Raw genomic sequence first — 23835 nt, 5'->3', positions numbered from 1 at the left:
TGGGTAAGGGGATGTGACGTTCATCACAAGACCTGAATATATGTTTCAAAGGGATGTGATTGCCGCGGAGGGGGATCGGCGCAAAGCACCGGCTTGGGTTTTGCGCGGGGCATGGCTATCAAGGGCGCATGCACACAGTATTCATCATAGGTGGGTCGGCTGAAGCGTGGCGGTTGGCGCGGGCCTTGCCCGAGGCCGTGGTTTGGCTTCCCGAAGCCGAGCGGGTTCCGCGTGCCTGGCCCTGTCCGGTTCAAACGGGCGACATTCAGGTTCCAGCGGCGGCGGCAGCGGTTGTTGTGGCCCCGCATCCATGTGATGCGCGCGCGGCCTGCCTCGGGGTTGCCGCGGCGCGGCGGGCAGGGGTGCCATGTCTGCAGGTGCAGCGCCGGGGTTGGAGCGCGGGCCGAAATGACCGCTGGACGTTTTTACGCCTGGAGGCCGACGCGGCGCAGGTGATTGAGCCCGGCGCGCGGGTTTTGACGACCTTGGGGCGGGGTGGCTTGCCCAAACTGGCGGCGCTGAACGCGCATGTTCTGGCACGCCGATTGCGTCCAGATGATGGGAATTTTCCGCTGAAATACGGACGGTTCATTGATGCACGGGGGCCTTTTCATCGGGCGCAAGAACAGCGTTTTTTGCGCAAGGAACGGATTGATTGGCTGTTGCTGCGCAATGCAGGTGGGCCGGGCGGGCGCCCCAAACTGGATGCAGCACGCGATCTGGGGTTGCGCGTGGCCATGGTGGCACGCAGCCCGTGGCCCGGCGGCGCTCGGGTTGGAACCATACAGGAGGCACTCAGATGGCTGGACCAGATATAGGGCGGATCATCACGTCGGACGCCTGCGTATCCGAGGGCGCGGCTTGGCTGGCGGCTCAAGATCCACGGTTTGCACAGGCCTTGGCAGCGACAGGCCCCTTGCCGTTGCGGCTGCGCGAAGACGGGTTCGGGCAATTGCTCAGCGCGATCATCAGCCAGCAGGTCAGTGTGGCCTCGGCGCGGGCGATCTGGGGGCGGCTTGAGGCTGCCGGTATGGTGACCCCCGAAGCTGTGGCATCGCAATCCGAAGAAAGCCTGCGCACCTTGGGCCTGTCGCGGCAAAAGGCGACTTATGCCTTGGCTTTGGCCGACGCGCAGATCGACTATGCCGCGCTGCGCAAGATGCCCGACGCGGAAATCATCAAGACCTTGGTGGCCGTCAAGGGCATCGGCGTTTGGACCGCGGAAATCTATTGCATGTTCAGCTTGGGCCGCGCGGATGTCTTTGCGCCCGGTGATCTTGCCTTGCAAGAAGCGGCGCGTGTTCTGTTTGATCTGCCCGAGCGTCCCAAAGAACGCGCCCTGCGCCAAATGGCCGAAGCCTGGAGCCCGTGGAGAGCGGTTGCGGCCCGCACTCTCTTTGCCTACTACCATGTTGCAAAGGATCGAGAGGGCATTACATGACACGAGTTCTAAAAGCAGAGCGCCGCGCGCCAGTATCGGGCGAGACACGCTCTTGTGTCGTGTTTCTGCACGGCTACGGGGCCAATGGCGCAGACCTGCTGGGGCTGGCCGATCCGTTGGGTGAACACCTGCCGGACACGATGTTTATGGCACCTGATGCGCCCGAAGATTGCGCCGGTGCACCCATGGGGTTTCAGTGGTTCCCGATCCCATGGATCGATGGATCATCCGAAGAAGAAAGCATGGCCGGCATGAACCGCGCGGTTGAAGACGTGAACGCGTTTTTGGATGCCTTGATGGTTGACGAAGATCTGCTGCCCGAACAGGTTGCGATCTTTGGCTTTAGCCAAGGCACAATGATGGCGCTGCATGTCGCCCCGCGCCGTGAAGACCCGGTTGCCGGACTTGTCGCCTTTTCCGGTCGTTTGTTGCAACCCGAAACCCTTGCTGATGAAGTGGTTAGCAAAATGCCGGTTTTGTTGGTGCATGGCGATCAAGATGACGTGGTGCCGGTGCAATCGCTGCCCGAAGCCGCCGAAGGTCTGCAAAACGCTGGTTTCAAAGAGGTGTTTGCGCACATTCAAGAAGGCACGGCCCATGGCATTGCCCAAGATGGTCTGTCTGTTTCGCTGGCCTTCTTGCGCGACAAATGTGGCTTCTAAAGCGGTTTAAACACTTGTAAGTTATGAAAACGCCGCGCCGAAGAGTGCGGCGTTTTTTATTCCGCCAGCTCTATTCGCTCAACCTGCTTTGGGGCTCTCTGGACAAACCGGTCACAGGTCTGGTCTGTCTGCCCAAGCTTTGGGCAGGGCCAGACGTAAACGGCAGGCTTTGACGGATAGTGCGCGAATTCCCGAGATAAAGTCACACAGCTGTCACCTCAGAGTGTAACCTTGGGTGCGACCACTTCATATTGCGGGACTTGCCCTAAGGCAAACACGAGATATAGTGGTTTTCAAGGTTGGGGCGGCGCTCCCGTCCCGGTCGCTTTTAGCAAGCTGACACGGCGAGGGAAGAGTCCCAAATGGACGGTGATTTTAAGGCAGAGTTTGTAAGAGAACCGGGCGCGCTTCGGCACAATCCGGCACTGGTGTTGAACGCGGATTACAGGCCCTTGTCCTATTATCCGCTCAGTCTTTGGTCATGGCAGGATGCTGTTAAGGCTGCATTTTTGGACCGGGTAGACATTGTCGCCGAATATGACCAAGTGGTCCGAAGTCCCAGTATGACGCTTAAAATTCCCAGCGTTGTTGTTCTCAAAGACTATATCAAACCTAGAAAGCGCGTGGCCTTCACGCGCTTTAATCTTTTTTTGCGGGATGAATTCAGGTGTCAGTACTGTGGATCCAAAGGTGATTTGACCTTTGATCACGTGGTGCCGCGCGCCGCTGGGGGGGTGACCAGTTGGGAAAACGTTGTGGCGGCCTGTTCACCGTGCAACCTGAGAAAGGGCTGCAAAAGCCTGCGCGACACCAATTTGGCCCTACGCAAAATCCCGCGCCAACCAGCAGCAGGCGAGTTGATGAACATGGGCCGGAGGTTTCCACCCAACCATCTGCATGAAAGCTGGGTAGATTTTTTGTATTGGGACGCGGAACTGGACGCCTGAGGTTTAGACCTTTGGGGCGCTGGGGGTGGTTTTCAAATGACCGCGTTTGATCCAGACTTTGGCCCCATCCGGACCTGCTTGGGCTGTGCTACATGCGTCTTGCGGGAGCCGCAGCCAGCTTTGCGGGGCAAAGGTTTCGCCGCCTTCGTTAAAATCACCGTCCAGTACCAGAACCTCTAACCCGTCTGGCGCATCCAGCGTGACCTGTGCGCCGGGGGCCCAGCGTTCCATCACCACGTCTTCGTGGTCATCATGGAAGAGCGGCAGGGTTTCAACACCCTTTGCTGTCTGTGTGTAAGCGCCATCGGTTGTTTCGGTGCGTACATGGGTGCGATCCGCCAAATCAAATTGCCAGAGTTTGACAAAGATCGTACAGCCCGGTGCGCTTGCGGGCGTATGAGAGGATTGCGGCGGGTTGCGGATATAACTGCCGACGGGGAAATCCCCGTGCTCATCCTGAAAGACGCCCTCCAGCACCAAAAACTCTTCTCCGCCGGTGTGGACATGTGGGGAAAATGCGCTGCCGGGCGCAAAACGGACAATGGTGGTGGCGCGGGCCACTTCGCCGCCGATCCGGTCTAACATGCGCCGGTCAACCCCTGCCATAGGTGAGGCCACCCAAGGTGTGTCCGCTGCATGCGCCGAGGCGCGTTTGTCGAAGTCTGCGTTTATATTCATATCCGTTATCCCAATGCTGCAACCGATGGCCGCTGCGCCATGCGGTCTTGCCAGTTTCTTAAATTAGCACAGGAGTCGGGAACGCCAAGCTGTGCAAACCCCGCAAAGATCAATCCGGCAAAAGCGGTGATGTCAGCCATCGAGAAATCGTCGCCAGCCAGCCAAGGTTGATTTTCCAATACGCCATCCAGATACCGCATTCCGGTCAAGGCGGTTTCTTTTTGATGGTTGCCCCAGTCCGGGCATTGATACCCTTCGACATCCGGTCCCAAACCCGGTGTCGCGTGATGGAAGTAGGTGGCGACGGCATCCAGCAGGCCGGCTTCGGCGCGTCGCTGCATCATGTGAATTCGGGCGCGTTGTCTGGGTGTCGATCCGGTCAGGGTTGGCGAACCATCAAGATGGTCGAGATATTCGGTGATCGCGGTGCATTCGGAAATGCAGGTACCATCTTCAAGTTCAAGCATCGGGACTGTGGCAGACGGGTTCTTGGCGCGAAAGGCGTCTGATTGGTGCTCTCCGTCCGGTACATTTACCGAAATAAACTCTGCCTGATCCAGCATATCCTTTTCGGCCAAAGCAATGCGGATGCGGGCAGGGTTGGGAAAGCCTCGGAATTCGTAAATCTTCATGGTGTGCCTCTCAAGCCTATCTAGTGGTAGGTAGATTGATAGGCGTTGCTATTTGCCAAAGTCAAGCTATCTATCGACAGGTCAAAAATTCGTGAGACAGGCATGGACACCAAAACGCAAATTCTGGATTCGGCGGAACGCGCCATGCGAGTGCGTGGATATCACGCTGTCAGCTTTCGCGATTTGGCCGATGAACTGGGCATTAAATCCGCAAGCATCCATTACCATTTTCGCCACAAACATGACTTGGGTTCGGCGGTGGTGCAGCGCTATTCCGATCGCGTGGCGGCTGCGGTTGGGGATGCGCGGGGACATGATTGGCCCAGCGGTGTCGCAGTGTTTTGCGAAGTTTATGTCAACGCGATCAAGGGGGAAGGGCTGCAATGCCTGTGCAGCATGCTATCCGCCGAAAGTCGCGGCTTGCCGGACGAAGTCGCCGTGCCGGTGGCCGAGTTTTTCGAAGCAAATCTGGCATGGCTGCGCGCCGCTGGCGGCAGCGAAATACAGGCTCTGCGGGTGCAAGCCGAGGTGCAAGGTGCAATGACCTTGGCTGTTAGTCTACAAAATGAACATGTGCTGGAGCGTCTGGCGGCGCAAATCTGCGCCGATGCAGAAACACCGAAGGCTTAGTAGTGCCTGAACCAGACCAGCGGCCCCCACAGTCAAATTACACTATGCAGGCTTGGGCAGCTTGAATTCTGTCGCTTCTGACTTGCTCAACTGTTCACCTTGCTTGCGTTTCATCAGTATCTCGCGGGCTTTGGCATATTGATCGTCTTGCCAAAAGATCAAACAGCCGTTGCACCCTTTGCCGCAACAGCCTTCGACACCAACACGATTGGTTTTGAACCGGCGGTCCGTGCCGCCTTCGCCAATCTCTTCGACAAGGGTGTCGCGGCGTTTCTCATAGGCTTTGTCATTGCGTTGGCCCTTCATCTCCAAACCTTGGGTTAGTTTGTCAAACCGGATACGGGCCCATTGTTCTTCGGTCAGGGGCCGCTCTTTGCGCATCACTGAATAGACGGGGAACCGTGCTTTCAGGTCTTCGACGTCTTCGTGATCAAACAAGGCAAAGGGCAGGCGGATTGTGGTTTTGGTTCCGCCATGCACCACGTTCAAACGCTTGCCATTGTCCGCGCGTTCAAAGTCATAGACTCGCAACAGGACTGTTTCACGTGATGAAGGGGACACGAACTCCATGACGTCCCCCGCTTCAAGCTTGTTTTTTGCCTCGATAAGGAAAGCGTCTTCCGTCACTTCGGTTACAACACCGGCGTATTCCCATTGGGCAATAGGGGCGGTGTGTTCGTAGTCATGGGCGTAGTTGGTCAAACGGCCTTCGTGAAACGCCAATGTGTAGCCGCGATTTCCAACTGATTCCAATTCGCGCATATAGGGTTTGGGATCCCAGTTTTCGGGATCGGCAAAGTAGTCGTCAATCGCCATCCGGTAGGCCCGTGCGACGACGGCAGCGTAATATTCGGACTTGCCGCGGCCTTCGACCTTGAGGCTGTCGACACCGATTTTCAGGTATTCGTCCAGTTTAGGCATGATGCACAGATCGCGTGAATTCAAAATGTAGGACCCGCGATCATCTTCTTCGATCGTCATCAGGTCACCGGGGCGGCAGCCCTCTTCAAGCAGGAATTCGAACAGGTCCGCATTGTCTTCGGTGATGGTCAGCTCCTCGCGTGTCCCGTCCTTAAGACGCAGTTTTAGGCTATAGTTCCACCGGCATGAATTGGCGCAATTTCCTTGGTTTGAGCCGCGTTCAGCCATGAAGTTCGACAGCAAGCAGCGCCCCGAATAGGTCATGCACATGGCACCATGTACAAAGGCTTCTAGTTTGATATCAGGGCATTTTTCGCGGATTTCCACCAGTTCGGGGTATGACACTTCGCGGGCCAGAACCACCAATTCGGCCCCTTGGTCTTTCCAAAAATCCACCGAAAGCCACGAACAGATATTGGCCTGTGTCGAGATGTGCAAAGGCAATTCAGGTGCGCGGGTCTTCACGTATTGAAAAACACCGGGGTCTGCGATGATCAACCCATCCGGTTTTACCTTGCGGACTGTGTCGATGTATTCATCCAGCTTCGGGATGTCTTTGTTGTGACTAAACAGGTTCAACGTCAGATAGGCGCGTTTGCCGTGGGCGTGGCAAAATTCTACGCCTTCAATGACCTCTTCGAGGCTGAATTCAGACTTGGTGCGCAAGGACATATCGGGCGTACCCAGATAGACCGCATCCGCACCATACAAGATTGCCACCTTAAGTTTGCGCAGATTGCCCGCAGGCATCAGCAGTTCGGATCGATGTTGGGTCATTTGGGCACCAAAGCGTTGAACAAGGCTGCGGTTTACGGGATTTTACCGGACTTGTGAACCGGTTGGACGCCATGTCGCAGACATTGTACGTAGATGACAATCCCGGTGTTATGCGATTTAACTGGGGATCAGAACGGGGTTATTTCGGGGGCAGTCATGGCGAAACCAATTACATCTATCACCATTGTTGGCGGCGGTACGGCAGGGTGGCTGGCAGCGACGTTTTTGCGCAGCAAATGCAGCAAAAAGATCGACATTACCCTGATTGAAAGCCCCAATGTCCCGACAGTTGGCGTCGGCGAGGCAACAGTGCCCAATATGTCCGCCACCCTGCGTGAGTTGGGTATCAACGATCAGCAGTTTTTTCAGCGGTGCAATGCCTCGATCAAGATGGGGGTGATGTTTCGCCAGTGGAATGTTAATCATCGCGGTGATTTTTTCGACTATATGAACCCTTTCATCACGCCACCCAGTCTGGACAAGATGGAAATGGGCTATTTCTACCATGCCTACGGTGCCGGAAAACGCGATTTCATCCAAAGCTTTTCACCCTTGATGGAGCTGCTTGAGGCTGGAAAATGCCCGTTGTCGTTTGGCGGTAAAGAAGATCCGATGCCGCGTGTTGGCTATGCCTATCACCTTGATGCTGTGAAATTTGCCGGCTTGCTGGCAGAGGTCGGGACAGAGCGCGGCGTGACCCATATTCTGGATGATGTCGAAGACGTCGAGCTGGACAATCGCGGCCATGTCGCGGCATTGCAATTGAAAGAACACGGACGCCACGAAGTTGAATTCGTCATTGATTGTAGCGGTTTCCAAGGGCTGATCACTCAAAAGGCTTTGGGTGAACCCTTTGAAAGCTATGGCGACTATCTGGCAAATGACCGGGCGATGGCCCTGCAAATTCCGCATTCGGAAACGACATCTATTCCTGCCGCAACCAGCTCAACCGCGCTTGGGGCAGGGTGGAGCTGGTCTGTGCCGCTGTTTAACCGGACAGGCACTGGTTATGTGTTTTCCAGTGCCCACCGGACAGACGAACAGGCACGCGATGAATTCATGGCACATCTGGGCGATCGGGCCCCCAAAGGGGCCGAACCACGGGTGATCCCGATGAATGTTGGCAGGACGCAACGGGCTTGGGTCAAGAACTGCCTGTCCTTGGGGTTGTCAGGCGGGTTTATCGAGCCGCTTGAAAGCACAGCGATCCATATGGTGGACATGGGCCTGCGCTGGCTGTTGATGTGTTTCCCGACGCAGGACTTTGATGATGCGACGCGCAACCGGTACAACCAAACGGTCGATGCGATGTATAACGAAGTGCGCGACTTTATCTGCCTGCATTACCGTCTGGGGAATCGCACCGATGACCAATATTGGATTGATGCGCGCACACAGCTAAAGGTGCCGGACCGGTTGGCCGAAAATCTTGAACTGTGGAAACACAGATTGCCCAGCCCACTTGATTTGCAGACCCAGTTTTTGTTCACCCACCACACCTACCAAGCGGTGTTGTTGGGCAAACAAGTTTACCGCAATGGGTATGGCGATGGTAGCTTTAGCCGACCCTACGCGATGAGCGAGAAAAACTGGAAAGAATATCTGCGCAAATCCGCAGCCCATACCCGTGCCACAGTCGCGTTCAAGGCGGATCACCGTCAGATGTTGTTGGCTTTGCGCGGCGAACTTGGACCAGGCGGCGTGCAAATCAAAAAGCTAGGGACAGTAGAGCCTGACGATTCCACAATGGCGTTGTTCTAGCTCGGGTACTCGGGCAGGGCGGCGAGCGCGCTTGCTCTGCCCCCGCATTCAAATTGGCAACATCATGCAAAACGGGCACCACGATCTCTCGGGTGCCCGTTCAAACCAAATGCTAATCAGAGGTGTTACTCTTGGGCAGGGGCCTTGGGGGCTGCTGCGGCTGCAGCTGCGGCGCGGGCTTTGCCACCGTTCAAAGGATCGTCCTGACGCTGAACCGACCCTTCAAAATGGGCACCGGATTCAATCGCGATTGTCTTGTGGATAATGTCGCCTTCGACGCGCGCTGTTGCGGTCAAACGAACCTTCAGACCACGGACACGGCCAACAATACGGCCATTGATCACAACATCGTCAGCGATGACTTCGCCTTTGATCGTAGCGCTTTCGCCGATAGTCAGCAGATGGGCGCGAATGTCACCTTCGATAGTGCCTTCGACCTGAATATCACCTGTGGTCTTAATATTGCCAGTGATGTGCAGATCCGGGCTTAGGATCGACGCGGCCGGCTTGGCCTTGGGCGTAGAGGGTTTGAAATCACCAGATGGCGCACGGGGCGCGTCAAGAGTCGCGGGCTTGGCCGCGCTTGGTGCATCTTCGGGTTTTTGACCCGGTTCATTGATTTTGCTTTTAGAAAACATCGTTTGCAGCCTTGATATAGATCATCGGGTTGACGGGTTTGCCGCCGACGCGGACTTCGTAATGCAAATGGGTCCCGGTCGACCTTCCAGTGTTCCCCATATCACCGATCCGTTGCCCGCGCGAGACCCTTTGGCCGACCTTTACGCGAATCTTGGATTGGTGTGCGTATCGTGTTTCGATTCCGAACTCATGCTGGATCTTAACCAATCGGCCATAGCCCGAAGACCAGCCGGCATGAGTGACGACGCCATCAGCCGTTGCGTAGATGGCGGTGCCATGCGGCGCTGCGAAATCAGTGCCAGCGTGCAGGCGGCCCCACCGATAGCCAAAGCCCGACGTGAAACGGAACTTGTCTTTGAGCGGGCTGGCGAAGGGGGCCTTTTCTGCCGCGATCCGGTACAGGTTCAAGCGGTCCATCTGGCTGAGAATTGAATTTGCACGTTTGGTGTCTTCGGCCGGAGCACCGCTGCCGCTGGTCGAAAAGGACAGTGGGGTCAACGGGCCGCCTTGGCCAGAATATCCCTTGCGAACCTGGTTCAGAATGTTGTCCGGGTTCATACCGGCTGCCTTGAACATCTTGTCCAAAGGCGCGACAGAAACGGTCATGGCTTCTTCGAGCTGACGGAAGATGCGATCGTTTTTGTCTTCCATGGCTTCGATAGAAGCCTGCATTTCGGCCGCACGTATAAGCGCGTCTTGGGCGTCGGCTACAACCTGATCGCGTTCTTGAGCCGTGCGGGCCAAAGCGTCGGACAGAATATCAAGCGTTCCATCGGATCCGGTGTTTGTCGAGGCGACGGCAACGCCGCCTTCGATCTCACCCTCAAGCGCGGCAAGCCGGTCTCCGACCAATTCGCGCTCTTTCATCGTATTGCGCAAGGTCTCTTGAATGACATCGATGCCGGTTTCCAGCTCGCGGCGGTGGGTTTCGCTGTCCAGAAGTTCCGATTGCATCACCGAAATCTGACGCAGAGCCGCGTTAAAGCGCTCTTGAGCAGCAACAGATTCGCCTGCGCGCATGTCCCGTTCAGAGGAAAGCGCATTCAAACGTTGTTGATAGGTTGTTTGTTCGCGCCGGGCCTGTTCACGGAAATTGCCGGACCCGATTGAATCCATAAGCAAGATGGCAGTGGCGATAATCGTCCAGGAAACGATGCAGCCGGCACCAACAAAGGCGATGGCCTGCGTGCCGGACTTTAACCGTATAAAACGTGTGTCACTATCCGAGCGCAGAAATAACCGCCGCTCCGGAAAAAAGCGCTCTAGCAGCGCGTGTGTTTTTATCGCCAGACGTGTTCTCACCTGTCTGTCCTTATGTGACCCATCCCAAAATGGCACCCGGTAGTCCCCCGCGGGCGCCAACGCGACAGGCTTAGCGGGGGGGGGGCACATTCGCAAGAATTTTAGGCACGTGATTCGCTCCTATTGGCGGGCTGTGGCTCAAATGGCAAAAATCCGCCGATTCAACGGGTTCTTGCAGGCTTTTGATCTGCCAATGGCCAGTAAAAGTCGGGTGGAAGCCCGGCATCGGCGCGCTTTTCCTCATTGAACGGAGGTTTCAAGGCTCCGTGGAAATATTGTCGAACAAGAGTGTGAAAGGTGTCTTTCGGGTCATGGTTGTGGCGTCCGCACAGGAAATTGAACCACTTCGAGCCATACGCGACATGGCCGACTTCCTCTGAGTAGATCACTTCGAGCGATTCAACCGCTTTGTCTGCGTTTGCGCGGCGGAAGATTTCAATCATGCCCGGTGTCACGTCTAGACCGCGTGCTTCCAGAACCATTGGAACCACGGCCAAACGGCCCATCAGGTCATCAACAGTATCTTCGGCCGCTTTCCACATGCCAGCATGGGCAGGCAGAGCCCCGTAAAAACTGTCCAGCTCCTTAAGGCAATCGCATATCAGGTTGAAATGTTTGGATTCTTCGTCGGCAGCTTTTACCCAGTCATCATAGTAACCAAGCGGCATGTCTATGTGCGCAAACCGCGGGATAATGTCCCAATGCAGATCAACGGCATTCAATTCGATGTGGGCGACTGCGTGCAAAAGGGCGATGCGCCCTTGCGGACTGCCAGGTTTGCGCTTGGGTACGTCGCGCGGGCTCAACAGCTCCGGCTTTTCGGGGCGTGACGGCCGCAGCGGCGGCACGGAGCGACCTACATCAATAGGCGCTCCGGCCTCGCGGGCAGCAAACCAAGCGGCGGCATAGGTGCGGGATTTCGCGGTTTTTTCAAAACCATCGGCTGTGGTCAAAACATCCACGGCCATTTCACAAAGGGTCAAATCAGGCATAGCAAGCGGTTTGCCACGAAGCGCCGCCCAAGCCAAGTGCCCCGATTTTTCGACGAAAAATCGCCGCTAGACTTCAAAGGTTGCGCAGCGCCTCCAGTACCTCTTGAGCATGGCCCTTGACCTTTACCTTCCGCCAGGTCCGGGCGATGTGTCCGTTTGCATCTATCAAAAACGTTGCGCGTTCGATCCCCATAAAGACTTTGCCATACATCTTTTTCTCGACCCAAACGCCAAAATCTTCACAGGTTTGGCCATGTTCGTCGGACAAAAGCGGCACTGACAGCGCCTTTTTGCTGATAAACTTTTCGTGGCTGGCAAGGCTGTCTTTGGACAGGCCGAAAACAGCACACCCCAAAGAAGAAAAATCAGGGTAGAGGGCTGTAAAGTCAAGGTTTTCGGTCGTACATCCTGGCGTGTTGTCCCGAGGATAGAAAAACAGCACAACCGGATTTCCGCGCAATTGGGACAAGGTCACATCCGAGCCTGCGCTAGAGGGCACGGTAAAATCGGGGGCCAATTGCATTGGGGTTTCAGACATCTATGTCTCCTGCGTGGGAATGCTTTATAGTGGCCCAAACGACCAGTTCATGGACAATAATAGAATGAAAAATCCGGGCAGCAAGTGAGCGACGACAAAGACCTTAGAAAGCCCCAAAAGGCCCTGCGTCGTGGCGGCCTGATTGTGCTTGCCGCATTGCTTTTGATCCTCACAACAGCCGCTGTCGGTGCTTTCTTCATGGCGGGTCGTCCTGTGGATGCTCCGCCTTGGTTGCGGGCCAAAATTGAAGAACGCATCGCGCAAACAATTCCCGGCATAGACGTGCAGTTTGGCCGGATGAGTCTGTTGGTACAACGCACCGGTCTGGCGCGGATAATCCTGTGGGATGTCAATATCTTGAATGAAAGGGGCGGGCAAATCGCTGCCCTGTCCGATATTGAGGCTGGTCTTTCGCCTGCGGCTTTGTTGCGCGGCAGGTTCGAGCTGCGCGAGGCGCAAGTGTCGGGTGCCTTTGTGACCTTGCAGCGCGATGAAGATGGCCGTGTCGGTTTGGCGCTTGGGGATGTCTTTTCAAGCAATACCAGTTTTCCGGGCATTCCGCAGATTTTGGCGCAGGTTGACCGGGCACTGATGGATCCGCGTCTAGCGCATCTCAAACTGTTTGAAGCCGACGCTTTAACCTTGCGATTTGAGGATATGCGGGCCCGGCAAGGGTGGACCGCGGATGGCGGCCGCTTGCGGCTGGAACGCAGGGACGGCAATCTGAGCCTTACGGCCGATGTGGCGCTCTTGGGCGGCGGCGACGGAGTGGCAACGGTCGAATTAAATGCCCAAAGCAGGATCGGAGCCAATGATCTAAGCTTTGGCTTGCTGCTTAGTGATCTCGACGCCGCCGATATCGCAACCCAAAGCCCGGCCTTGGCTTGGCTTGTGGAATTGCAGGCCCCGATTTCCGGCCAGTTGCGATCCCAGATGCTGGACGATGGGACATTGGGGCCGCTCTCTGCCTCGCTTGAAATTGGCAAAGGCGTCTTGCAGCCCAACTCTGCCACCCGGGCTGTGCCATTTGATGGCGCGCGCACATCCTTTACCTATCTGCCGCAGCAAGCGATGCTTAGCTTTGATGAGATTTCAGTTCGCTCCAAGCTGGGGCGGATCAAGGCAGAGGGCACTGCGCAGCTGCAAGGGGTAGACGCGGGATGGCCATCGGCGCTGATCGGGCAATTCCGATTGTCGGATATCGCGCTGGCCAAGGGGACGCTGTTTGAGCGCGCGCTTGATGTGTCGGGCGCTGACATGGCCTTTAAGTTGCGGCTCAAACCGTTCCGACTCTCATTGGGGCAATTGCAGGTGACGGACCCGGATTTTCCGCTGTCCGCCAGCGGTGAGTTGGTGGCGCGCCCAAACGGCTGGGCGATCTCACTGGATGCTTTGGCGGACCGTACAGATGTGCAACAGGTCATGTCTTTCTGGCCGAAAAATTTCCGCGAAAAACCACGCAAATGGGTGAGTGAAAACGTCAAGGCAGGGACGTTGCGAGATGCGGTATTTGCGCTGCGCGCGGAACCTCAGGAAAAACCCGGAACTTATGTCGATTTCCGGTTTGAAGACGGCCATTCCACCTATAACCGCGCTCTGGCCCCGATCACCGGCGCAGAGGGGCGCATATCGATATACGAAGGGCGGCTCAGCACGCGGCTGGATGGCGGCGCAATCGATATGGGGGCACATGGCGTTCTGCAATTGGCGGGATCGGAATTTGTCATCCCGAATGTAAAACAAAAACCGGCAACGGGTGTGCTTGACCTGCAAGCGTCGGGTCCTGTCAAAGCGGCTTTTGCCTATATCGACAATGATACTTGGCAGGTCCTACGCAAGGCTGGCAGGTCGATTGAAGTGGCCACGGGGCAGGCCGAAGTCACAGGCCAAGTTGTCTTGCCGCTTGTCAAAGGCACAAAGTTCAAGGACGTCTCACTGGACCTGACCGGCGTGGTCCGGGATGTCAAAAGCGATCGGTTGGTTCCCGATTTGGTTTTGGAAGCGGACCGTTTGGCACTGCAGCTTGATAGCCGCTCGGTGTCTCTTGAGGGACCGGTCCAACTGGCTGGCGTAGAGGCCACTGCGCGTTGGGAGCAATCACTGCAAGGCGGTGGCGGATCGGTTGATGCAACCGTCACCATAACAAATGATGCGCTGAAGCGATTGAAAATCACCTTGCCTGACGGGATGGTGACAGGGCAAGGACCGGCGCAGCTCACTATGGCGCTGACCAAAGGCAAGCCGCCAGAATTCGCGGTGACCAGTTCGCTTGACGGTATTGGGCTGGCACTGCCGTCTTTGGGATGGAGCCTACCCCTTGAAGGCCGAGGAGCCTTTGAAATCACCGGCCGGTTCGACAAGCCTGTTGAGATTGATGCACTCTCTCTCCAAGCTGCAGGGTTGGACATGCAGGCCGGTTTGAAACTTGCCGCGACGGGAGGATTTGAACGTCTGACATTTGCCGCTTTGACGCTGGATTCATGGTTGGATGTTGCTGGGGTCTTGCGCAGTCGGGGTGCGGGAAAAGCCCCCGCCATAGAGGTGACATCCGGTTCTGCGGACCTGCGACAAGCCGCGTTTGGCGGCGGAGGCAGTCAGTCAGGATCAGGGTCGGGAGGCGTGAAAGGTGGCCCGCTGGCGGTTACACTTGAAAAATTGCAGATCACGGACACGATCGTGTTGCAGAAATTTCGTGGAAATTTCGATTTGGCCAACGGGCTAGAGGGCCGTTTTGATGCCAGCCTTGGTGACGGGGCCGACATTCAGGGCCGAGTGGTGCCGCAAAATGGTCGCAGCGCGTTTCGCATCTCCGGCGAAGATGCGGGAGATATTCTAAGGCAGGCAGGTTTTTTGAAGACAGTGTCGGATGGCACTTTTAATCTGGATATGGTGCCAGTCAAAGGCACCACCGGAAGTTATGATGGCAAATTGGTCATCAAAGAAACCCGCCTGCGCCAAGCGCCTGCTATTGGGGCCCTGATTGACGCCATCAGTATTGTCGGGATTTTGGATCAATTGAACGGGCAGGGGATTTTCTTTTCCGATGTCGAAGCCAACTTTCGTCTAACCCCAAGTCAGGTAATCTTGCGCGATGCCAGTGCCGTTGGCCCGTCGATGGGGATTTCCATGGATGGGTTTTATGATCTAGGGTCTGGAAAAATGGATATGCAAGGGGTGCTGTCTCCGATCTATTTCGTCAACGGGATCGGACGTTTGATTTCGCGTCGGGGCGAAGGGTTGATTGGGTTCAACTTTAATCTCAATGGCTTGATCCAAAACCCACAGGTTGCTGTCAATCCGCTTTCGGTCTTCACCCCGGGGATGTTCCGTGACATTTTCCGCAGGCCGCCGCCACAGGTGTCGCAATAACCCTTTAATCCGCATGGACCTCCGATGAACCTTAGCGATTTTGATTTCGACCTTCCCGAATCCCTGATTGCGACGCGGCCCGCCAAGCCGCGCTCGTCGGCGCGCTTGTTGGTGGCCAAGGGCGGGCAGGTCACCGACGGTGTGGTCACGGATCTGGTCAATTGGCTGCAGCCGGGTGACCGACTGGTATTGAACGACACCAAGGTAATCCCGGCCCGTTTGAGCGGAATTCGCAAACGCACGTCGGCGCAGGGCGATACCGAGGCCAAGATCGAAGTCACCTTGCTGGAGCCGCGCGCGGACGGGTGTTGGTCGGCCTTGGTTAAGCCTTTGAAAAAGCTAAAAGAGGGAGAAGAGGTTCGCTTTTCCGACGATTTGGCCGCCGTTCTTGAGGCTAAGGAAGACGGGCAGGGCCACCTGCGTTTCAATCTGATCGGTGATGATTTTGATGCGGCGTTGAATGCCGCAGGGGCGATGCCCTTGCCACCCTATATCGCCGCAAAACGGGCGGCGGATGCCCAAGATCACGAAGATTACCAAACGGTGTGGGCCGCCAACACCGGCGCTGTCGCTGCGCCCACCGCATCGTTGCATTTTGACGAACCTTTGTTGGCACAGCTGCGGGACATGGGCGTGCAGTTTTCGCATGTGACGCTGCACGTCGGCGCGGGAACGTTTCTGCCGGTCAAGGTCGACGACATCACCACACATAAAATGCATGGGGAATGGGGCTCAGTTTCGGCCCAAGCCGTCGAAGAGATCGAAGCCACCAAAGCGGCAGGGGGGCGGGTGATTCCGGTCGGCACCACAGCACTGCGGTTGATTGAAAGCGCGGCGCGCGGTGGCCAGATTGCCCAGTTTGAAGGCGTCACGGATATTTTCATCTATCCGGGCTTTGATTTTCATGTTGCCGATGCATTGATGACCAATTTCCATTTGCCAAAATCAACTTTGATGATGTTGGTGGCAGCACTGGTTGGGCATGACCGCATTTTAGGCATCTATGATCACGCCATCCGCGAAAACTATCGCTTCTTCTCCTACGGAGACGCCTCCTTGCTCTTTCCGGGCTAACCAGTCTCGGGGCGATATTGACCAACGGGATGTCGCTTGTGGATCAGAACCGAGCGCGGCGGCCCCCTAGATCAAGGGCTTCTTGGTAAGAGAGTGAGGGCGACATGCTACACGTTTTGAAAAATTCCTGGCCTTTGTTGCTGGGCATGTTGTTGTTGATGCTTGGCAATGGGTTGCAAGGCTCCTTGCTTGGGGTGCGCGGTCCTCAGGCCGGGTTTTCGACAGGCATGATGGCGATCGTCATGTCGGGCTATTTTGCCGGTTTCCTCTTTGCCAGCCGTATGACGCCGGGGATGATCCGGCGGGTGGGGCATGTTCGGGTCTTTGCGGCGCTGGGGTCCTTGGTCTCTGCCGTTTTGATCTTGTTCCCGGCGGTTGTTGATCCAATCGCTTGGACAATTGGCCGTGTCATCATCGGGTTTTGTTTTTGCGGGGTCTATGTGACGGCGGAAAGCTGGCTCAACGACAGTGCGACCAACGAGACACGCGGACAGACGCTTTCGGCCTACATGATTGTGCAAATGGCAGGTGTTATCGCGGCGCAAGGACTGCTTTTGGTGCCTGATAGTAGCGGTTTCTTGCTGTTTGTGATCCCGTCGGTGCTGGTGAGTGTGGCTTTTGCGCCGATTTTACTATCGATTTCGCCGACTCCGGCCTTTGAATCCACCAAACCAATGACCCTTCGTGAGCTATACAGCCATTCGCCCTTGGGCGTTGTTGGCATGTTTTTGCTAGGAGGCGTTTTTGCGGCACAATTTGGTATGGCAGCGGTTTATGCCGCTGAAATCAACATGAGCCTTGGAAAAATCTCCTTCTTCATTGCGTCGTTTTATATTGGGGCTCTGGTGCTTCAATACCCTTTGGGGTGGTTGTCTGACCGTATGGATCGCCGGTTTCTTGTCTTTGTCGGGGCGGCCACGGGCGCGGCGGCTGCGCTGGTCGCAATGGTGTTTGGCAGTAATTACGTGGTCTTGGTTGCAGCCGCATTTATGATCGGAGGTTCAGCTAACCCGTTGTATTCACTTCTTATTGCCCATGCGAACGACCAGCTTGAAGCAGCGGACATGGCCAGTGCATCAGCGGGGATGCTGTTTGTAAATGGGCTGGGTGCCATTGCCGGTCCTCTGGTGATTGGTTGGGTGATGGGAATGGTCGGGCCGCCAGGGTTTTTTCTACTTATCCTTGTCTTGCTGTCTCTGATGGCGGCCTATGCGCTGTTCCGCATGTCCCAAAGCGAAGCAATCGAAGACACGGGCCTCTATACAGCCTTGTCCCCAAATGCGACGCCGGTCGCGGTTGAGGTTGCGCAAGAATACGCCATCGACGTTGCAGAGGAGTTGGAAGAAGAGGCCAGCAATCCCTAAGTGAGATGGAGTTCTGTCAGAAAGTGACAGAATTCGTGACTTGGATTGTAGATTCATTGCGCGTTAACGTTTTTGTAACGCAAAAATGTTGCGCGGTGTGAGTGCAGGAGGAAGAGATATGTCATCGCCCGAAGAAGTTTTGGCATTTTGGCTCGACGAAGTTGAACCAAAAGCATGGTACGTTCAGGACGAGGCGCTGGATCAGGAAATTCGTGACCGGTTTTTGGACACTTGGCAGCAGGCGATGGACGGAAAATTTGCGCTTTGGCTGACCTATCCGAGCGGTGCGCTGGCCTATGTTATTCTGCTCGACCAGTTTTCGCGCAATATGTTCCGTGGCTCAGGCAAGGCGTTTGCGGCTGATCGGGTGGCCTTGGCCGCGGCAAAGCAGGCGATCAAACGCGGTTGGGATCTGAAGATAGACGAGCCGGCGCGGCAGTTCTTTTATCTGCCATTGATGCATTCCGAAAACCTGTGCGATCAGGACCGCTGCGTGCGGTTGATGAAAGAGCGGATGCCGAAGGCGGGTGATGGCAACCTGTTACACGCGCAGGTGCACCGCGAAGTGATCCGCAAGTTTGGCCGCTTTCCTTATCGCAACGATGCGTTGGAGCGGCGTTTCACTGAAGCAGAGCGTGGCTATGTTGACGCGGGCGGCTACGGCCAGACTTTGCGTGCAGTCCAAGAGGCCCTTGCTGCCTGAACATGAGGAGGGCTGCCCCCGCTTTGGGGAACGCCCACCCACCCACCCCGTCCCCCAAAGCGGGGGCGATCAGCCCCTGAGGCGCATCCGTATTGCTCCCGGACAAAGGCTGCGTTAGCGTTCTAAGGGAATGCCAATGCAGGAGGGGCCCATGGGCGCGCAACAATTTGATATGATTGTCATCGGGGCGGGACCGGGCGGCTATGTGGCTGCGATCCGAGGCGCGCAATTGGGCCTGAAGGTGGCGGTGGTTGAACGCGAGCATCTGGGCGGTATTTGTCTGAATTGGGGCTGCATCCCGACCAAGGCCTTGTTACGGTCTGCCGAAGTTTTTCATCTGATGCACCGCGCCAAAGAATTTGGGCTAAAGGCCGAAGGGCTGGGCTATGATCTGGACGCGGTTGTGAAACGATCGCGCGGCATCGCCAAGCAGTTGGCGGGCGGTGTTGGACACTTGTTGAAAAAGAACAAGGTCACTGTGATTATGGGCGAAGCCTCGATCCCCTCAAAGGGTCTGGTATCGGTCAAGACGGACAAGGGGACTGATCAACTCTCCTCGCAGAATATCGTATTGGCGACAGGTGCACGGGCACGAGAATTGCCGGGCCTTGAGGCGGATGGCGATCTGGTTTGGGCCTACAAGCATGCGCTGAACCCGCCGCGGATGCCCAAAAAGCTGCTGGTCATTGGATCTGGCGCGATTGGGATCGAATTTGCGAGTTTTTTCAATACGCTGGGGTCTGCTGTGACCGTAGTTGAGGTGATGGACCGTGTTTTGCCGGTGGAAGACGGGGAGATCAGTGCTTTTGCTAAAAAACAATTCGTCAAACAGGGGATGGATATCCGCGAGAAGGCCATGGTTAAAAAATTGGACCGTGGCCCGGGGAAAGTGACCGCTCATATCGAGCAAGGTGGTAAAACCACAACTCATACCTTTGATACTGTCATTTCTGCTGTCGGAATTGTTGGAAATGTCGAAGGGTTGGGGTTGGAAGCCTTGGGCGTCCGCGTCGAAAAGACCCATGTAGTGACTGATCCATATTGCCGGACGGGCGTTGACGGGGTGTTTGCGATTGGCGATGTGGCCGGTGCACCATGGCTGGCGCATAAGGCCAGTCACGAGGGGGTTATGGTGGCCGAATTAATCGCGGGCGGCGCGCCGCATGCGGTAGATCCAGACAGTATCGCCGGGTGCACCTATTGCTTCCCCCAAGTTGCCAGTGTTGGCCTGACCGAGGCGCAAGCCAAGGAAAAGGGATATACGATCAAAGTTGGTCGTTTTCCCTTTATTGGCAACGGCAAGGCCATTGCACTTGGAGAATCCGAGGGGCTGGTGAAAACGGTGTTTGATGCCCAAACCGGAGCACTTCTGGGTGCGCATATGGTTGGGGCGGAGGTGACCGAACTGATCCAGGGCTATGTGGTCGGCCGCCAGCTTGAGACCACGGAAGAGGATTTGATGAACACGGTGTTCCCGCATCCGACACTGAGTGAAATGATGCATGAAAGTGTTCTGGATGCCTTTGGCAAGGCGATCCATTTCTAACCCGATTGAGTGCGTTATGGCTGAAAACAAAACACAAGCGACCAACGCGTCGGTGTCTGCGTATCTCGCGCAGGTCTTGCCGGATCGCAGGCGCAAGGATGCTGTTGTGCTGGATACTTTGTTCCAGAAAGTCACAGGCTGGCAGCCACGCATGTGGGGGACAAGTATCATCGGCTATGGACAGTACCATTACCATTATGAAAGCGGCCGCAGCGGAGATTTTCTGGCAACCGGATTTGCGCCGCGCAAAGCGAACATGGTTTTGTATATCATGCCCGGCTATGCTGATTTTTCGGACATCCTGTCGCGGATTGGCCCGCACAAACTGGGGAAATCCTGTCTGTATTTAGGGGCGCTGGACCGCGTTAATCTAGATGCGGTCCAAGAGCTGATCCAAGCCGGTTTGCACGATTTGGGCGCGAAATGGCCTGTTCAACCAAGCTAGCGCCCTGTCTTAAGACACATTCAATCGATCTAAAAACGCCTTGGCGCGCGGTGCGATCCAAGCCCAAAGGCCGGGGGCACCATTATCGATCTTGTGGCCAACGCGGCTTGCGAACCTGTCCCAATCGACGCCGTAGTCAATCCAAGACCCACCGCCAGAGTGCAGGTTTTGAACCGGTGCAACCATGCGGTCCAAGGATTTTGCATATTGCGCTTCGGGCGATTGGTTGGCTTCGAACTCGTCCCAGATGGCACGGAATCGCGCGGCTTGCTCGGTGGGTAAAAGGCCGAAAATCCGGTCTGCTGCGAGCTTTTCAGCAGCCTCAATGGCTTGATGATCATGGTCGCCGAACACAGGAGCATCTCCAGCATCGATTTCGACCAGATCATGCAGCAATAACATTTGAATAACGCGGTTTACATCGCAGCCTTCGGGCGCTTGGTCGGCCAAAGTCATTGCATAAAGCGCTGCGTGCCAGCTGTGTTCGGCACTGTTTTCCGGCCGGGATCCATCGCACAGCGTTGTGGCGCGGTTTACCGATTTAAGCCGGTCCGCCTCAACCAAAAAGGTCATCTGTGCGTCTAAGTTACAGTCACTCATATCCCGTCCTTAAGTCGTCGGGCGGGGGCTGATGTCCCCAGCCTAGAGGTGTTCGTTATCAGTTCCGGGCGCGATCGCTTTGGGAATAGCTTCGCCTTGTTTTCTGGCGGCGAGCGCGGTCTTGACATGTTCGTTCAGGAAGTTACGAGCGCGGCGCTCTGCCAGCCGAATGCGGACTGCGGCGCGAAAAATGTCTTCGGAACTGGGGGAAGAAGCCCCAAGCACATTCGCGACCTGTTCGGGCAATTGTTCATCCCCAAGGGCGTCCATTGCCTTGATCACATCTTGCGCAAGCTTATCCGCGAGGTCGTCAACAACAGACATGAGGGGGCCTTTCTGATCGTCATCTGGGCCGCGTTAAGTTCGCGGCCCAAGTGTTTGTACTAGCGGGTGTTTTCGGTCAGGCGACGTTTGACATAGCCAGAGACGCTGTCAATCATTGTGTCCATGTGCGGCTCTTCAAAAAAGTGGCCGGACCCTTCGACTTCTTGGTGGGTGACAGTGATGCCTTTTTGTTCGTGCAGCTTGTTCACCAGCGCGGTTGTGTCCACGGGCGGGGCGACGCGGTCTGCTTTGCCGTTGATGATCAGGCCAGAAGCCGGACAAGGGGCCAGAAACGAAAAGTCGTACATATTCGCTGGCGGCGAGACCGAGACGAAACCGGTGATTTCAGGCCGGCGCATCAGCAGTTGCATGCCGATCCAAGCGCCAAAGCTGAATCCTGCGACCCAGCAATGCTTGGAGTTGTTGTTCATCGATTGTAAATAATCGAGCGCCGACGCAGCATCCGACAGTTCACCGACGCCTTGGTCATATTCACCTTGGCTACGGCCAACGCCGCGGAAATTGAACCGCAACACGGTGAAACCCATGTTGTAGAAAGCGTAGTGCAGATTATACACAACTTTGTTGTTCATGGTGCCGCCAAATTGCGGATGCGGATGCAACACAATGGCAATGGGGGCATCACGGTCTTTTTGCGGATGATAGCGGCCTTCAAGGCGGCCTTCGGGTCCGGGAAAGATGACCTCGGGCATGGGGCTGTTACGTGCTCCTGTTAGGGTGCAGTTGAATTCTTGACGAATTCGCTTGGGCACCTTAGAACTATTCTAAACCGGCTTGTGCCGGCTTCGGGCTAGAGTGCAGATAGGCAATTGCTGCGCCAAGGTCAATTGTTAGCGCGGTTTGGGTCTCAAATGATCAGGGAACTGTGGGAAAAAGGTGGGATTGGTATGAAGCTAAGTACAAAAGGCCGCTACGCGATGGTCGCTTTGACCGATATTGCGCTGCAGCCGGATGATCAGTTGGTGACTTTGGGAGATATTTCAAAGCGTCAGGACGTGTCGTTGCCCTATCTTGAGCAACTTTTTGTCAAGCTGCGCCGTGCCGGATTGGTCGAATCGGTGCGCGGGCCCGGCGGCGGATACCGTTTGGCGCGGGTGCCGTCGGACATTCGTGTGTCCGAGATTTTGGCGGCCGTAGACGAGACTGTGGATGCCATGCACAAGGGGGCCGGGGCATCGGGGGCTTTGTCCGGAAGCCGTGCGCAATCCTTGACCAACCGTTTGTGGGAAGGATTGAGTGCGCATGTCTATGTGTTTTTGCATCAGACGCGACTGTCGGATGTGGTGAAAAATGATTTGGCCCCTTGCCCTGCAGTTCCGAACCTGTTTGCGGTAGTGGACGATGAAAAGCTGTAAGGGGGCGCTGCCCCCAGCCGCAAAATGCGGCTTCCCCCGGGATATTTTTGGACAGAAGAAACCATGAGCCGTGTCTACCTAGATTGGAATGCCACCGCGCCTGTGCGCGATGAGGCGAGAACGGCAATGATTGCCGCTCTGGATGTGGTCGGGAACCCGTCTTCTGTGCACGGGGAAGGGCGGGCGGCGAAGTCTTTGGTCGAGAAGGCGCGCGGGCAGGTGGCTGCGGCCTTCGGGGCTGATGGAGCGGATGTTATTTTTGTGTCGAGTGCGACGGAAGCTGCGGCTTTGGCCTTGGCGGGGCGCGGGTTTGTCGGGGCGGAAGTTGAGCATGATGCGGTTGGGGCTTGGGCTGATCCAGTTCTAGCCGTTGATTGTAACGGGGCTGTGACGGTGACGGATCCTGCGCGTACGGCGCTGCAACTTGCGAACTCGGAAACCGGAGTTGTGCAGGTTTTGCCGCAGGGCCTTGCTGTGGTGGATGCCACACAGGCCTTTGGCAAGATCCCCGTGGCTTTCAACTGGCTTGAATGTGAGATGGCGTTGATTTCGGCACATAAGCTGGGCGGTCCCAAGGGGATTGGCGCACTGGTTTTAAAACGGGGCACTGAACTGGCGGCGCAGCTCAAGGGCGGCGGTCAGGAAATGGGACGTCGTGCCGGAACGGAAAACGTTCCCGGCATCGCAGGCTTTGGCGCAGCGGCCACTGCTGCGGCGGCTGAATTGGACCGCGGCGACTGGGCGCGGGTTGAAGAAATTAGAAACATTCTAGAATCAACTATTGCGGCCAGCGCGAAAGAGACTATTTTTGTCGGGAAAGCCGCTACGCGGCTGCCAAATACGTCCTGTTTTGCCGTTCCGGGCTGGAAGGGTGAGACACAGGTGATGCAGATGGATCTTGCGGGATTCGCCATCAGTGCAGGCAGTGCCTGTTCAAGCGGAAAGGTGCGGGCCAGCAAGGTGCTGACCGCAATGGGATATGACGAGGCGATTGCGCAATGCGCAATCCGGGTGAGCATCGGGCCCACCACCTCGGTTGAAGATGTGACGCGTTTCGCAGAAGCGTGGCTAAAGGCATACAAGCGGCATTGCGAACGGGCCGCATGAGAAAAGG

General features: G+C 56.2%; 24 protein-coding genes. 14 read left to right on the top strand and 10 right to left on the bottom strand.

Annotated elements, in window-relative coordinates:
- The first annotated feature begins 128 nt into the window (after positions 1-128).
- From C8N36_RS11035 to C8N36_RS11020, 4 genes are all read left to right on the top strand, one after another.
- Complete coding sequence (locus C8N36_RS11035; protein WP_097804645.1) at positions 129-818, top strand: precorrin-6A/cobalt-precorrin-6A reductase; 690 nt, start codon at positions 129-131, stop codon at positions 816-818.
- Positions 800-1441: a DNA-3-methyladenine glycosylase family protein gene (locus tag C8N36_RS11030; RefSeq protein ID WP_097804646.1), complete on the top strand. Its 642-nt coding sequence runs from the start codon at positions 800-802 to the stop codon at positions 1439-1441. Before C8N36_RS11035 ends, C8N36_RS11030 begins: the two co-directional genes overlap by 19 nt.
- Complete coding sequence (locus C8N36_RS11025; RefSeq protein ID WP_097804647.1) at positions 1438-2103, top strand: alpha/beta hydrolase; 666 nt, start codon at positions 1438-1440, stop codon at positions 2101-2103. Before C8N36_RS11030 ends, C8N36_RS11025 begins: the two co-directional genes overlap by 4 nt.
- Positions 2104-2465: 362 nt before the next feature.
- Complete coding sequence (locus C8N36_RS11020; RefSeq protein WP_097804648.1) at positions 2466-3050, top strand: HNH endonuclease; 585 nt, start codon at positions 2466-2468, stop codon at positions 3048-3050.
- 3 nt (positions 3051-3053) lie between these two features.
- Here the strand turns inward: C8N36_RS11020 and C8N36_RS11015 are convergent, their stop codons facing one another.
- Positions 3054-3728 (bottom strand): cupin domain-containing protein, encoded by a 675-nt coding sequence (locus C8N36_RS11015; protein WP_097804649.1) that lies wholly within the window; start codon positions 3726-3728, stop codon positions 3054-3056.
- A 5-nt stretch (positions 3729-3733) separates the two neighbouring features.
- Positions 3734-4360 carry a glutathione S-transferase family protein gene (locus C8N36_RS11010; RefSeq protein WP_097804650.1) on the bottom strand — a complete coding sequence of 209 codons (627 nt, stop codon included), beginning with the start codon at positions 4358-4360 and terminating at the stop codon, positions 3734-3736.
- Between the two features lie 102 nt (positions 4361-4462).
- Between C8N36_RS11010 and C8N36_RS11005 the strand changes: the two genes are divergently transcribed.
- Positions 4463-4990, top strand: coding sequence for a TetR/AcrR family transcriptional regulator (locus C8N36_RS11005; RefSeq protein WP_097804651.1), 528 nt, complete (start codon positions 4463-4465; stop codon positions 4988-4990).
- Positions 4991-5032: 42 nt separating this feature from the next.
- On the opposite strand, the gene C8N36_RS11000 is transcribed toward C8N36_RS11005, so the two are convergent.
- The gene (locus C8N36_RS11000) at positions 5033-6688 is read right to left on the bottom strand and encodes a U32 family peptidase (RefSeq protein ID WP_097804652.1); all 1656 of its coding nucleotides are present in this window, start codon (positions 6686-6688) and stop codon (positions 5033-5035) included.
- Positions 6689-6844: 156 nt separating this feature from the next.
- Here C8N36_RS11000 and C8N36_RS10995 point away from each other — a divergent pair, with 156 nt between their 5' ends.
- Positions 6845-8449, top strand: a complete 1605-nt coding sequence (locus C8N36_RS10995; RefSeq protein WP_097804653.1) for a tryptophan halogenase family protein — start codon at positions 6845-6847, stop codon at positions 8447-8449.
- Positions 8450-8574: 125 nt separating this feature from the next.
- On the opposite strand, the gene C8N36_RS10990 is transcribed toward C8N36_RS10995, so the two are convergent.
- The 4 genes from C8N36_RS10990 to C8N36_RS10975 form a co-directional block, all read right to left on the bottom strand.
- Positions 8575-9087, bottom strand: coding sequence for a bactofilin family protein (locus tag C8N36_RS10990; RefSeq protein WP_097804654.1), 513 nt, complete (start codon positions 9085-9087; stop codon positions 8575-8577).
- Positions 9077-10390, bottom strand: a complete 1314-nt coding sequence (locus C8N36_RS10985) for a M23 family metallopeptidase (RefSeq protein ID WP_097804655.1) — start codon at positions 10388-10390, stop codon at positions 9077-9079. Before C8N36_RS10985 ends, C8N36_RS10990 begins: the two co-directional genes overlap by 11 nt.
- Before the next feature lie 161 nt (positions 10391-10551).
- Positions 10552-11382 carry a ferritin-like domain-containing protein gene (locus C8N36_RS10980; protein WP_097804699.1) on the bottom strand — a complete coding sequence of 277 codons (831 nt, stop codon included), beginning with the start codon at positions 11380-11382 and terminating at the stop codon, positions 10552-10554.
- 73 nt (positions 11383-11455) lie between these two features.
- Positions 11456-11920: a peroxiredoxin gene (locus C8N36_RS10975; protein ID WP_097804656.1), complete on the bottom strand. Its 465-nt coding sequence runs from the start codon at positions 11918-11920 to the stop codon at positions 11456-11458.
- 84 nt (positions 11921-12004) lie between these two features.
- Here C8N36_RS10975 and C8N36_RS10970 point away from each other — a divergent pair, with 84 nt between their 5' ends.
- The 6 genes from C8N36_RS10970 to C8N36_RS10945 all read left to right on the top strand — a co-directional run bounded on the left by C8N36_RS10970 (position 12005) and on the right by C8N36_RS10945 (position 20421).
- Complete coding sequence (locus C8N36_RS10970) at positions 12005-15289, top strand: DUF3971 domain-containing protein (protein ID WP_245910787.1); 3285 nt, start codon at positions 12005-12007, stop codon at positions 15287-15289.
- A 24-nt stretch (positions 15290-15313) separates the two neighbouring features.
- Positions 15314-16363 carry a tRNA preQ1(34) S-adenosylmethionine ribosyltransferase-isomerase QueA gene (gene queA, locus C8N36_RS10965; RefSeq protein WP_097804657.1) on the top strand — a complete coding sequence of 350 codons (1050 nt, stop codon included), beginning with the start codon at positions 15314-15316 and terminating at the stop codon, positions 16361-16363.
- 104 nt (positions 16364-16467) lie between these two features.
- The gene (locus C8N36_RS10960) at positions 16468-17727 is read left to right on the top strand and encodes an MFS transporter (protein WP_097804658.1); all 1260 of its coding nucleotides are present in this window, start codon (positions 16468-16470) and stop codon (positions 17725-17727) included.
- Positions 17728-17845: 118 nt separating this feature from the next.
- Positions 17846-18430: a DUF924 family protein gene (locus tag C8N36_RS10955; protein ID WP_097804659.1), complete on the top strand. Its 585-nt coding sequence runs from the start codon at positions 17846-17848 to the stop codon at positions 18428-18430.
- 151 nt (positions 18431-18581) lie between these two features.
- Positions 18582-19976 carry a dihydrolipoyl dehydrogenase gene (gene lpdA, locus C8N36_RS10950; RefSeq protein WP_097804660.1) on the top strand — a complete coding sequence of 465 codons (1395 nt, stop codon included), beginning with the start codon at positions 18582-18584 and terminating at the stop codon, positions 19974-19976.
- A gap of 16 nt (positions 19977-19992) precedes the next feature.
- Complete coding sequence (locus tag C8N36_RS10945; RefSeq protein ID WP_097804661.1) at positions 19993-20421, top strand: DUF1801 domain-containing protein; 429 nt, start codon at positions 19993-19995, stop codon at positions 20419-20421.
- Positions 20422-20430: 9 nt separating this feature from the next.
- Here C8N36_RS10945 and C8N36_RS10940 read toward each other — a convergent pair whose 3' ends face one another.
- From C8N36_RS10940 to C8N36_RS10930, 3 genes are read right to left on the bottom strand one after another with little or no spacing between them, the layout of a single operon-like run.
- A complete protein-coding gene (locus C8N36_RS10940) occupies positions 20431-21021 on the bottom strand; it encodes an HD domain-containing protein (protein WP_097804662.1) in 591 nt (196 codons plus the stop codon).
- A 42-nt stretch (positions 21022-21063) separates the two neighbouring features.
- The gene (locus C8N36_RS10935; protein WP_097804663.1) at positions 21064-21345 is read right to left on the bottom strand and encodes a hypothetical protein; all 282 of its coding nucleotides are present in this window, start codon (positions 21343-21345) and stop codon (positions 21064-21066) included.
- A gap of 59 nt (positions 21346-21404) precedes the next feature.
- Positions 21405-22058 carry an alpha/beta hydrolase gene (locus C8N36_RS10930; RefSeq protein ID WP_097804664.1) on the bottom strand — a complete coding sequence of 218 codons (654 nt, stop codon included), beginning with the start codon at positions 22056-22058 and terminating at the stop codon, positions 21405-21407.
- A gap of 195 nt (positions 22059-22253) precedes the next feature.
- Here C8N36_RS10930 and iscR point away from each other — a divergent pair, with 195 nt between their 5' ends.
- Entirely contained in the window at positions 22254-22721 is a 468-nt protein-coding gene (gene iscR / locus C8N36_RS10925) for a Fe-S cluster assembly transcriptional regulator IscR (protein ID WP_097804701.1), read from the top strand.
- A 63-nt stretch (positions 22722-22784) separates the two neighbouring features.
- The gene (locus C8N36_RS10920) at positions 22785-23828 is read left to right on the top strand and encodes a cysteine desulfurase family protein (protein WP_097804665.1); all 1044 of its coding nucleotides are present in this window, start codon (positions 22785-22787) and stop codon (positions 23826-23828) included.
- Positions 23829-23835: the final 7 nt, after the last annotated feature.

The sequence above is a fragment of the Pelagimonas varians genome (assembly GCF_003208435.1).
GTDB classification, from domain to species: Bacteria; Pseudomonadota; Alphaproteobacteria; order Rhodobacterales; family Rhodobacteraceae; genus Pelagimonas; species Pelagimonas varians.
Note: the sequence above shows the minus strand (reverse complement) of the source record. Positions and strands in the feature narration are given on the sequence as shown.